The sequence below is a fragment of the Zoogloea sp. genome, from assembly GCF_030157465.1.
GTDB lineage: Bacteria > Pseudomonadota > Gammaproteobacteria > Burkholderiales > Rhodocyclaceae > Zoogloea.
Window position 1 is genome coordinate 1 of record NZ_JAOAUU010000126.1, and the last position, 10,773, is coordinate 10,773.

Annotated in this window: 11 protein-coding genes; 9 read left to right on the forward strand and 2 right to left on the reverse strand. The window is 64.4% G+C overall.

The window, feature by feature from the left end; all coding sequences use genetic code 11:
• The 3 genes from Q1W26_RS14750 to Q1W26_RS14760 form a co-directional block, all read left to right on the forward strand.
• On the forward strand, positions 1-436 hold a 436-nt coding region (locus Q1W26_RS14750; protein ID WP_300441723.1), incomplete at its 5' end, for an ABC transporter permease subunit.
• A 15-nt stretch (positions 437-451) separates the two neighbouring features.
• Positions 452-1,180 carry an amino acid ABC transporter ATP-binding protein gene (locus tag Q1W26_RS14755; protein ID WP_300441725.1) on the forward strand — a complete coding sequence of 243 codons (729 nt, stop codon included), beginning with the start codon at positions 452-454 and terminating at the stop codon, positions 1,178-1,180.
• Positions 1,181-1,203: 23 nt separating this feature from the next.
• Positions 1,204-2,133: an asparaginase gene (locus Q1W26_RS14760; RefSeq protein ID WP_300441728.1), complete on the forward strand. Its 930-nt coding sequence runs from the start codon at positions 1,204-1,206 to the stop codon at positions 2,131-2,133.
• Here Q1W26_RS14760 and Q1W26_RS14765 read toward each other — a convergent pair.
• Positions 2,123-3,907 (reverse strand): monovalent cation:proton antiporter-2 (CPA2) family protein, encoded by a 1,785-nt coding sequence (locus tag Q1W26_RS14765; protein WP_300441731.1) that lies wholly within the window; start codon positions 3,905-3,907, stop codon positions 2,123-2,125. The two genes, Q1W26_RS14760 and Q1W26_RS14765, sit on opposite strands and share 11 nt — an antisense overlap.
• A gap of 311 nt (positions 3,908-4,218) precedes the next feature.
• Here Q1W26_RS14765 and Q1W26_RS14770 point away from each other — a divergent pair, with 311 nt between their 5' ends.
• Positions 4,219-5,412, forward strand: coding sequence for a PEP-CTERM sorting domain-containing protein (locus tag Q1W26_RS14770; RefSeq protein WP_300441734.1), 1,194 nt, complete (start codon positions 4,219-4,221; stop codon positions 5,410-5,412).
• A 90-nt stretch (positions 5,413-5,502) separates the two neighbouring features.
• On the opposite strand, the gene cysB is transcribed toward Q1W26_RS14770, so the two are convergent.
• A complete protein-coding gene (gene cysB, locus Q1W26_RS14775) occupies positions 5,503-6,444 on the reverse strand; it encodes an HTH-type transcriptional regulator CysB (protein WP_300441736.1) in 942 nt (313 codons plus the stop codon).
• 137 nt (positions 6,445-6,581) lie between these two features.
• Here cysB and Q1W26_RS14780 point away from each other — a divergent pair, with 137 nt between their 5' ends.
• The 5 genes from Q1W26_RS14780 to Q1W26_RS14800 form a co-directional block, all read left to right on the forward strand.
• On the forward strand, positions 6,582-7,361 hold the full coding sequence (locus Q1W26_RS14780) for a sulfite exporter TauE/SafE family protein (RefSeq protein ID WP_300441739.1): 780 nt from the start codon (positions 6,582-6,584) through the stop codon (positions 7,359-7,361).
• A 27-nt stretch (positions 7,362-7,388) separates the two neighbouring features.
• The gene (locus Q1W26_RS14785) at positions 7,389-9,071 is read left to right on the forward strand and encodes a nitrite/sulfite reductase (protein ID WP_300441743.1); all 1,683 of its coding nucleotides are present in this window, start codon (positions 7,389-7,391) and stop codon (positions 9,069-9,071) included.
• Positions 9,064-9,588 (forward strand): DUF934 domain-containing protein, encoded by a 525-nt coding sequence (locus Q1W26_RS14790; protein ID WP_300441745.1) that lies wholly within the window; start codon positions 9,064-9,066, stop codon positions 9,586-9,588. The genes Q1W26_RS14785 and Q1W26_RS14790 overlap by 8 nt, the downstream gene beginning before the upstream one ends.
• 13 nt (positions 9,589-9,601) lie before the next feature.
• Positions 9,602-10,327: a phosphoadenylyl-sulfate reductase gene (locus Q1W26_RS14795; protein WP_300441748.1), complete on the forward strand. Its 726-nt coding sequence runs from the start codon at positions 9,602-9,604 to the stop codon at positions 10,325-10,327.
• 33 nt (positions 10,328-10,360) lie between these two features.
• Positions 10,361-10,773 (forward strand): phosphoadenosine phosphosulfate reductase family protein (locus tag Q1W26_RS14800; RefSeq protein WP_300441750.1); only part of this gene is annotated, 413 nt, incomplete at its 3' end.

Consider the following 10,773-nt stretch of genomic DNA (forward strand, 5'->3'; position numbering starts at 1 on the left):
CCTGCTCGACTTCCCGCCGGGCACCGACCTGCGCCTGAGCTCGGCAATGATGGGTTTCGCGCTGTTCGAATCGGCCTACTACTCGGAAATCATCCGCGCCGGTATCCAGAGCGTGCCCAAGGGGCAGGTCGCCGCCGCCTCGGCGCTGGGCATGAGCTACAGCCAGGCCATGCGTCTGGTGGTGTTGCCGCAGGCCTTCCGCAACATGGTGCCGCTGCTGCTCACCCAGGCCATCGTGCTGTTCCAGGATACGTCGCTGGTTTATGTGTCGGCGCTGGCCGACTTCTTCGGCGCGGCCTACAAGGTGGGCGACCGGGACGGCCGGCTGGTCGAGCTGCTGCTGTTTGCCGGCGCGGTTTACTTCTTCATCTGCTTTGCGGCCTCGCAACTGGTGCGCCGCTATCAAAAGAAACTCAACGCCCACGTGGCGCATTGATTCCGGGAAACCCGCATGATCTCCATCCACAATGTTTCCAAGCACTACGGCAGTTTCCAGGTTCTTACCGACTGCAGCACCGAGGTAAAAAAGGGCGAAGTGATCGTGGTGTGCGGGCCGTCCGGCTCGGGCAAATCGACGCTGATCAAATGCGTCAATGGCCTCGAGCCCTTCCAGTCCGGCACGATCAGTATCAATGGCATTTCAGTGGGCGACCCGAAGACCAATCTATCGAAGCTGCGCAGCAAGGTGGGCATGGTGTTTCAGCACTTCGAGCTGTTTCCCCACATGAGCATCACCGACAACCTGTCCATCGCCCAGGTGAAGGTGCTCGGCCGCTCGAAGGACGAAGCCCGCGACAAGGGCCTCAAGCTGCTCGACCGGGTTGGCCTCAAGGCCCACGCCGACAAATTCCCCGGCCAGCTCTCGGGCGGCCAGCAGCAACGGGTGGCGATCGCCCGGGCGCTGGCGATGGACCCGATCTGCATGCTCTTCGACGAACCCACCTCGGCCCTCGACCCCGAGATGATCAACGAGGTGCTCGACGTGATGGTCGAACTCGCCCAGGAAGGCATGACCATGATGTGCGTCACCCACGAAATGGGCTTCGCGCGGAAAGTCGCCAACCGGGTGATCTTCATGGATCAGGGTCGCATCGTCGAGGACGACACCAAGGAAGCCTTCTTCGCCAACCCGCGCTCCGAGCGGGCACAGCAGTTTCTGGCCAAGATTCTTTCGCACTGAAAGCGAAGAGGGCTCACACCACAATGATCCACATCCTCGCCACCGGCGGCACGATCGCCGGCGAAGCCGATCCGGCCAGCGGAGGCAGCCGCTACAAGGCCGGCGTGCGCCCGGTGGGTGCGCTGCTGGCCTCCGTGCCGGGCCTGGCGGAGGCGGCCGACATATCGGCGGAACAAATCCTCGCCCTCGACAGCAAGGACATGACGCCCTCCGACTGGCTGGTGATTCTTGCCGCCGTGCGCCGGGCGCGGCGCGACCCGGCCATTGACGGCATCGTCATCCTCCACGGCACCGACACCCTGGAAGAAACGGCGTATTTCCTGCACCTGACGCTTCCGGCCGGCAAGCCGGTGGTGCTCACCGGCGCCATGCGCCCGGCCGACCACCCCCAGGCCGACGGGCCGGCCAACCTGCTCGCGGCCGTCCGCCTCGCCAGCGGCAGCGACGCCCGCGGCAAGGGCGTGCTGGTGGTGATGAACGGCGCGGCCCACGGCGCCCGCCACCTGGTCAAGGCGCGCACCAGTGGGCTGGATGCCTTCGAATCGGCCGAAGCCTGGACTACCGCCCGGGCCGACGGGCGCTTTGCCGATCTCGATGTGACAAGCCTTCCCCGGGTGGACATCCTGCCCGGCTACGCCGGCGCCCCGGCCAGGCTCATCGACGCCTGCGTGACGGATGGCGCACGGGGCCTGGTGCTGGCCCTGGCCGGACACGGCAGCGTTCCGGCCGCCTGGCTGCCGGGCCTGCGCCTGGCACGGGATCAGGGCGTGGCGATCCTGCGTGCCAGCCGCTGCGCCGGGCCGGTGACCCGCAACGCCAATGCCGACGATGACGGTGAAGGCTGGCTCACCGCCGGCGATCTTCCCCCGCCCAAGGCCCGCATCGCGCTGATGCTGGCCCTCGCCAGCCGGTTTTCCGCCGCCGAAACCCAGGCCCTGCTGCTCAGGCCTTGACGCCTTTCGCCTTCTTGACGAAGGCTGTGCGCGCCTCTTCGAGAATCTGGGCCAGCTCTTCCCGCGCCTCCCGCGACGACTGGATAAGCTTGCCTTCGTCATGGGCGATCGCCTGCTGACGCGCCAGCACTTCCGCATCGTGGCGGGCAAAGCTGCTCACCATCTGGTCCACCAGCGCCGGAGGCTCGTGGAGCAATTCGAGGGTCCAGCGGGCCATTTCGAGGCTGGAAGGCAGGGTTTCGCGGATTTGCCGCTCGATGCCCAGATCCATCAGCCGGCTGGCATGGAAGCGGTTACGCGCCCGCGCCACGATCTGCACATTGGGAAAATGCTTGCGCACCAGCTCGGCGGTGCGCAGCGAGGCCTTCACGTCGTCAATCGCCAACACGAAAACCTTGGCCTCCCCCAGTTGAGCCGAGTGCAGCACATCGAGGTTGCCCGCATCGCCGTAGAACACCTTGAGCCCGAACTTGCGCACGGCGTCCACTTGCTCCGCATCCACGTCCAGCGCCGTAAAGCGGGCCCCCCGCGCCAGTAGCAGGCGGCCGACGATCTGGCCGACCCGCCCGAAACCGGCGATGACCACTTCACTGGCCTCGCCGGGCATTTCGTCGAAGGCGCGCGGCGCCTGCTTCGCCACATCGACCCGGGCCAGGAAATCGCCGAGCATCAGCAGCAGCGGCGACACCGCCATCGACAGCGCCACCACCAGCGTGAGCTTGTCGGCCTGCACTTCGCCCAGTACCCGGAAGGACTGGGCCGCGTCGAACAGCACGAAGGCGAATTCGCCGCCCTGGGCCAGCGCCAGCGCCAGCAGTCGGGCCTCCGGCTTCGCTCCGCCCACCAGCCGGCGCAGGCCATAGAGAACACCAAACTTGATGGCGACCAGCCCGACGGTCAGCCCGAGGATCTGCCACGGAAACTTCACCAGCAGACTCAGGTTGGTGGACATCCCCACCGCCATGAAAAACAAACCGAGGAGCAAGCCCTGGAAAGGCGCAATCGACGCCTCCAGCTCGTGGCGAAATTCGGAATCGGCCAGCAGCACCCCGGCCACAAAGGCCCCCAGCGACATGGACAACCCGCCCGCCTGCATCATCAGCGCCAGCCCGAGCACCGTCACCAGCGCCGCGGCGGTAAACATCTCCCGGCTATTGACCCGCGCGACGTGCCGGAACAAGGCATTCAGCAAGGGCCGACCGACCACCGCCACCGCCACCAGCAAGCCGAGGCCCACCGCCGGGTGGGTGAGTGCGGTGGATTTTCCGGTGCCGAAAAGTGGAATCAGCGCCAAAAGCGGAATCACCGACAAATCCTGGAACAACAGGATTGCAAAGGCATCGCGCCCATAACGCGTCGACAACTCGCGACGCTCGGCGAGGGTTGGCAGCACGAAAGCGGTCGATGACAGCGCCAGGATGATGCCGACCAGCGCCGCCGCCGACAGCGACAACCCAAGGTAGCGCCCCGCCACCGCCAGCGCCGCCGCCGACCCGATCAGCTGCAGCGCACCCAGGCCAAACACCGAGCGGCGCAGCGCCCAGAGACGCGACGGCTTCAATTCCAGCCCGATCACGAAAAGCAGCAAAACCACGCCCAGCTCGGCGGTGTGCATCAGGTTATCCGGATCCCGCACCAGCTTGATGCCAAAAGGCCCGATCAGCATGCCCACCGCCAGGTAGCCCAGCACCGTCCCGAGCCCGGCACGCTTGAAAAGTGGAACGAACAGCACGGAAGCCAGCAGCAGCGCGGCAAAGGTAGTCAGGGATTGCATGGCGGGGGGATGAACGGCGACGGAAACCCGAGTCTCTCACAAAGCGCCATCCCGGTCCGGCGGGGAAGGATCTCGAAACAATAAGGCCCCCGGCACCTCGTCTTCTCCGCCACCCCGCCTCTGCGCCCGTGGCGTCGGCTTTTTTTACATATCGCCAAAAGGTCACCGCTTCAAAAGCAGCAAGCCCGTGTGAAAAGCCGCGCCGCGCCTTCCTTTACGCCAATATCATCAAGAATGGCACGCAAAATGCTAAATTTTGTTTCGAATATGTGGTTTTTGCCGATTTACTCAGCGCGCATGAGGAGAAAGCCATGAAAACGAAAAAAATCAATATTTTGGCAGCAGCAGCCATTGCCGCAGCCGGTTTTACAGGTCAGGTTGGCGCCGCAAGTGCGCCTTTCACGCTCCTGCCGACCCCCGAGAACAATGCCAACGCAACCTACGGCCAGTACAAGGACGGTAGTGGCAACCTCCGCGATGCGATCCTGATGAACGGCATTCCCATCGCCTTCAAGTACGACGCCTTCTGGTCTTATTCCGCAAAGGTTCTCGACACAATCCAGGGCAGCGCCAGCCAGCCCGTCGGCGGCTTCCTCCCGTCGGCCACCTACGGCAGCTTCGACTTCACGACCGGCACCGGAACCATCGCCATCAACCTGACCTCCGGCGCATCCGGAGCCACCAACCTCAACCCGAACGGTTCCGGCGTAAACTTCCAGAATCCGGTCGAAGCGGCGAGCAATAACAACGTACTCGGCTGGACGGGATCGTGGGGCGGCAACACCCAGGAGCGCTTCAGCTCGCCGGTGGATACGCCGAACGGCAAGGACTACAGCGAGCCGGCAGCGCTCAATGGCGGCACCTCGACGGTCGGCAACATGCTGACCTACCTGCATTCGCTGAATCCGCTGGCCAGCATCCCGGTGATCTACGCGGACTACAACCAGGCCGGCAAGCTCGACTCCCTGTTTGTGAGTGCCCGGGTCGAGATCCAGGATGCGGCGACCAACGCCGTCAAGGCCTCCTGGAACCTCGACCGGAACAACAACGGCACCCTCGACCTAAGCGACCCGACCTACAACTACGGTCAGCTGACCTTTTTGGGAAGCGCGTCAGCCTGCGCAGCGGACGCCTACAATCCGCTCACCAACCCGGACGGCTGCGCCGGCGTGACCGCCAACGGTGACGACTACATCAAGCTCGAGCACAACAAGGGCTCCGGCAAGCCGGACTTCCTCGTCTATGCGCCGGACATGGACCTCAACCAGTACCTGGCCACCGACCTGTTCGTGGTTAAAGCGAATGTCGGCTGCCTCATGGACGCCACCGGCGCCTTCGTCGTCGCTCCGCTCGACGGCAACACGCTGGGCTGCAACACCAACGGTTTCGAGGAATTCGGGATCGTCGGTGCGCTGGCCTCGTCGAAGGTTCCCGAGCCTTCGACGATGGTGCTGGCCGGCCTGGGCCTGCTTGGTCTGAGCCGCATGCGCCGCAATCGCGCATAACACGCAGCACCGTCATCACCACGGAACCCGGGGCCTGGCCCCGGTTTCTTTTTGCCGGGGGCCGGGCTTCATCCAACCAACACTCCGTGCTTACAGCCCCGGATCCTCCCCGCCCCCGGCCAGTGCAAGCTCCACCACCCGGCGGGAGAGGTGCGGCGCAAATATTTCGATGAAGGCATACACATAGCCCCGCAACCAGGCATTGCGGCGCACGCCGATGCGGGTCGTGCTCGACTCGAAGAGATGCGCCGCATCCAGCATCCCCAGATCCTTGTCCACCGCCGCGTCGTAGGCCATGCGCGCCAGGATGCCGACCCCCAGGCCCATCGCCACATAAGTCTTGATCACGTCCGAATCGATGGCCGTGAGAATCACGTTCGGCCGGAGCCCGCGCCCGGTAAAAGCCTCGTTGATCCGGTTGCGGCCGGTGAAGGCAAAGTCGTATGTCACCAGCGGATAGCGGGCAATCGCCTCCAGGGTCAGCGGATGCTCGGACAAGATGGGATGGCGCTGCGGCGCGATGACGCAGCGGTTCCACTGGTAGCAGGGCAGCATCACGATATCCTCGTGCTCGGCGATCGCCTCGGTGGCGATGGCGATATCGGCCACGCCTGAAAGAACGTACTCGCAGACCTGCTTCGGATTGCCCTGGTGAAAGGACAAACGAACATTGGGATACCGGGCCATGAAGGCCTGGACAACCCTGGGCAACGCGTAGCGGGCCTGGGTGTGGGTGAAGGCGATGGACAGGCTGCCGGTTGCCTCGTTGCTGAATTCGGCCCCCACCTTTCGCAGGTTTTCCACATCCAGCAGCATGCGTTCGGCAATCAGCAACACCTGCCGGCCCGGCTCGGTGATGGCTATCAGGCGCTTGCCATGACGCACGAAAATCTCCACACCCAGTTCATCCTCAAGCAAGCGGATCTGCTTCGACACGCCGGGCTGGGACGTAAACAAGGCCTCCGCGGCTTCGGAGACGTTCAGGCCGTGGCGGGCGACCTCAAAGACGTATCTCAGCTGCTGAATGTTCATTTTTGTTGCCTGCTGTCGGCGCTAGGAACCGGGAAATCGACTTATATAATTTTTAGTTCTAACTGTCTAACCAAAAAGGCCTTCTTCGATCTAAAAAGTCGTTCTACGATGCGCCGCACAAGGAATTTGGGCTTATCATGAGCATTGCTTACACGATTGCAGGTTTTGCGGTGGGTGCCATTGTCGGCCTGACCGGGGTGGGTGGAGGGTCGCTGATGACGCCTCTGCTGGTGTTGTTGTTCGGCATCAATCCCTCCGTCGCGGTCGGAACCGATCTGCTGTATGCAGCCATCACCAAGGCCGGCGGCACCCTGGCCCACGGCCTCAAGGGCACCGTGGACTGGACGATCACCCGAAGACTCGCCACCGGCAGCATTCCCGGTGCGGTGGTCACGCTGGTGCTCGTCGCCAACTTCGCCCCCGGTGGCATCGGAGGCGCGGCGGCGCTGATCAAGACCGCGCTGGGTGTCGCGCTGCTGCTCACCGCCGTGGCCATCGTGTTCCGCAAACAGATCCAGGCCTACGCCCTGAAGCATTCCGGCGGTCAGGAAAACCCGCGGCGCACCGCGTGGCTGACCATCCTGACCGGCGTTGTGCTCGGTGTGCTGGTATCGATCTCTTCGGTGGGTGCCGGCGCCCTGGGTGTCAGCGCCTTGTTCTTTCTGTACCCCCGTCTGCCGACCCTGCGCATCGTCGGCAGCGACATCGCCCACGCGGTGCCGCTGACCCTGGTGGCCGGCATTGGTCACTGGTTCCTCGGCAACATCGACTGGGCCTTGCTTGGCAGTCTGCTGATCGGCTCCCTGCCCGGCATCTGGCTGGGGAGCCATGTTTCCACCCGGGTCCCCGACCGGGTGCTGCGTCCGATTCTGGCAACCATGCTGGTCTTGGTTGGCAGCAAGCTTATTGCGGCCTGACCGCCCCCTGATAACCAGGATAAAACCATGTACCGCTACGACACCTACGACCAGAAGATCGTCGACGAACGCGTTGCCCAGTTTCGCGAGCAGACCCGCCGCTACCTGGCCGGCGAACTGACCGACGACGAGTTCCGTCCCCTGCGCCTCCAGAACGGCCTGTACATCCAGCGCCATGCCCCGATGCTGCGCGTCGCGGTGCCCTACGGCCTGCTCGCCTCGCGACAGGTTCGTCAGCTGGCCCACATTGCCCGCACCTACGACAAGGGCTACGCCCACATCACCACGCGCCAGAACGTCCAGTTCAACTGGCCTGCGCTCGAAGCGGTACCCGAAATCCTCGCCGGGCTCGCCTCCGTCGAGATGCACGCCATCCAGACTTCCGGCGCCTGCATCCGCAACATCACCTCCGACCCCTTCGCGGGCGTCGCCGGGGACGAACACATCGACCCGCGCCCCTGGTGCGAAGTGCTGCGCCAGTGGAGCACCTTCCACCCGGAATTCGCCTTCCTGCCGCGCAAGTTCAAGATTGCCGTGAATGGCGCCGCCGAAGACCGCGCCGTCATCCAGTGTCACGACATCGGTCTTGAACTCAAGCGCGACGCCGCCGGCGAGATTGGTTTCCGCGTGCTGGTCGGCGGCGGCATGGGCCGCACCCCGATCATCGGCGAAGAAATCAGCGATTTCGTCCCCTGGCAGCACATCATCACCTACTGCGAAGCCATCCTGCGGGTCTACAACCGCTACGGCCGCCGCGACAACCTCTACAAGGCCCGCATCAAGATTCTGGTGAAGTCTCTCGGCATCGCCGAGTTCAAGCGCCAGGTGGAAGAAGAATGGGTTTTCGGCAAGAACGGCCCCAACACCCTCACCGAAGCCGAAGTCGCCCGCGTTGCCGGCCACTTCACCACCCCGGCCTATGCAAGCCTGCCGGCCGATGACGCCGGCTACGTGAGCCAGCGTGCCGCCAACCCGGCCTTTGCCGCCTGGACGCGCCGCAACGTGCTGGCCCACAAGGTGCCCGGCTACGCCGTCGTCGTGCTGTCGCTCAAGAACCCCGCCCGCGCCCCCGGCGACGTCACCGCCGAGCAACTCGATCTCGTTGCGGACTGGGCCGACGCCCACAGCTTCGGCGAAGTACGCGCCACCCACGAGCAAAACCTCGTGCTGGCCGACGTCAGGCAATCCGAACTCTTCGCCGTCTGGGAAAAAGCCCGCGCCGCCGGCCTCGCCACCCCGACCTTCGGCCTTCTGACCGATCTGATCTGCTGCCCCGGTGGCGACTTCTGCGCGCTGGCCAACGCCAAGTCGATCCCCATCGCCAACGCCATCCAGGCCCGTTTCGATGATCTCGACTACCTCTACGACATCGGCGACATCGAGCTCAACATCTCCGGCTGCATGAACTCCTGCGGCCACCACCACGTAGGCCACATCGGCATCCTCGGCGTCGACAAGAACGGCGAGGAGTGGTATCAGGTCAGCCTAGGCGGCAGCCAGGGCAATCACACCAGCATTGGCAAGGTCATCGGGCGCTCGTTTGCGGCCGCCGAAATGCCCGGCGTGATCGCCAAGATCATCGACGTCTACCTGGCCCAGCGCCAGGCCGGCGAGCGCTTCATCGAAACCGTCCGCCGCACCGGCCTCGAGCCGTTCAAGCTCGGCGTTTATGGCGACGCCGCCGTCAAGGAAAGGAAGCAAAATGCCTAAGCTCATCAAGAACGGCCAACTGGTCGACGACGACGCCCGGATTCTCGTCCTCGACGAAACCCAGGCGCCCGAAGAGCTCACCCTCGCCGCCGGCCCGGTATTCGTGCCCTTCGCCGTCTGGCAGGCCCACAAGGGCCAGCTCTCCGGCCGTGCCGGCCTCGGCGTGTGGCTCGACAGCCATGAAGACGTGGCAGAACTCGTGCCGGACCTGGACAGCATCAGCGCCGTCGCCCTCAACTTCCCCAAGTTCACCGACGGCCGCGCCTATTCCTCCGCCGCCCTGCTGCGCACCCGCTACGGTTTCACGGGCGAGATCCGCGCCATCGGCGACGTCATGCGCGACCAGTTCTTCTTCATGCAGCGCTGTGGCTTCGACACCCTCCAGCCCAAGGCCGGCAAGTACTCCGATGCCCAGCTCGAAGAGGCCCTGGCCAGCCTGAAGGATTTCTCCACGCCCTACCAGGCAGCCGTCGACCAGCCCGAACCGCTTTTCCGCCGCGCAGCACGCGCCGCCTGAGACCGGAGGCAACATGCACCCGAACCAGAATCCCAAGCTCGACGATCCCGTGCTGCTCGCCAGCCTCGAAGCCAAGGTCGCCACGCTCAAGACCGATCTCGCTGCTTGGGCCGCCGAGCTGCCGGCCATCACCCTGGCCAACAGCCTCGGGGCCGAAGACATGGTGCTCACCGACGTGATCGCCACCCTTCAGCTGCCCATCGAGATTTTCTCGCTGGACACCGGCCGCCTGCCCCTCGAAACCTACGCGCTGATGGCCAAGGTGCAGGAGCACTACGGCCTCAAGCTCAAGTTCTTCTACCCGCAGCACGAAGCGGTCGAAAGCTTCACCCGCGAGCACGGCATCAACGGCTTCTACGACAGCGTCGAGCTGCGCAAGGCCTGCTGCCACGCCCGCAAGGTCGAGCCCCTCGGCCGCGCGCTGGCCGGCAAACAGGCCTGGATCACCGGCCTGCGCGCGCAGCAGTCAACAACCCGCACCGACCTCCCCAAGCGCGAACATGACGCCGGCAACGGCCTCGTCAAGTTCAACCCGCTGTCCGACTGGACCGAGAAGGAAGTCTGGGCCTACATCCGCCTGAACAAGGTTCCGTACAACGCCCTCCACGACAAGTTCTACCCGAGCATCGGCTGCGCACCCTGCACGCGCCCGGTTTCCATCGGAGAAGACGTACGCGCCGGACGCTGGTGGTGGGAAAATCCCGAATCCAAGGAATGCGGCCTGCACGTCAAGAAGTAACGGGCACCGAAGAACCCTTTAACGAGTAAAGCAATGTCGACGCTCACCAAGCAAACCCTGAGCCACCTGGACTGGCTCGAATCCGAAGCCATCCACATCATGCGAGAAGTGGCCGGACAGTGCAGCAACCCCGTGCTGCTGTTTTCCGGCGGCAAGGATTCCCTGTGCCTGCTGCGCCTGGCCGAAAAAGCCTTCCGCCCCGGTCGCTTCCCCTTCCCGCTGATGCACATCGACACCGGCCACAACTACAAGGAAGTCACCGACTTTCGCGACAAGCGCGCCGCCGAACTCGGCGAGCGCCTGATCGTGCGTTCGGTTGAAGACTCCATGGCCCGCGGCACCGTCGTCCTCAAGAACGAAGGCGAATCCCGCAACAAGCACCAGTCGGTCACCCTGCTCGAAGCCATCGAGGAATTCGGCTTCGACGCCTGCATCGGCGGCGCCCG

Coding starts and splice junctions, on each gene's coding strand:
- Q1W26_RS14755 (WP_300441725.1), top strand. CDS start 452: ATGATCTCCATCCACAATGTTTCCAAGCACTACGGCAGTTTCCAGGTT.
- Q1W26_RS14760 (WP_300441728.1), top strand. CDS start 1,204: ATGATCCACATCCTCGCCACCGGCGGCACGATCGCCGGCGAAGCCGAT.
- Q1W26_RS14765 (WP_300441731.1), bottom strand. CDS start 3,907: ATGCAATCCCTGACTACCTTTGCCGCGCTGCTGCTGGCTTCCGTGCTG.
- Q1W26_RS14770 (WP_300441734.1), top strand. CDS start 4,219: ATGAAAACGAAAAAAATCAATATTTTGGCAGCAGCAGCCATTGCCGCA.
- cysB (WP_300441736.1), bottom strand. CDS start 6,444: ATGAACATTCAGCAGCTGAGATACGTCTTTGAGGTCGCCCGCCACGGC.
- Q1W26_RS14780 (WP_300441739.1), top strand. CDS start 6,582: ATGAGCATTGCTTACACGATTGCAGGTTTTGCGGTGGGTGCCATTGTC.
- Q1W26_RS14785 (WP_300441743.1), top strand. CDS start 7,389: ATGTACCGCTACGACACCTACGACCAGAAGATCGTCGACGAACGCGTT.
- Q1W26_RS14790 (WP_300441745.1), top strand. CDS start 9,064: ATGCCTAAGCTCATCAAGAACGGCCAACTGGTCGACGACGACGCCCGG.
- Q1W26_RS14795 (WP_300441748.1), top strand. CDS start 9,602: ATGCACCCGAACCAGAATCCCAAGCTCGACGATCCCGTGCTGCTCGCC.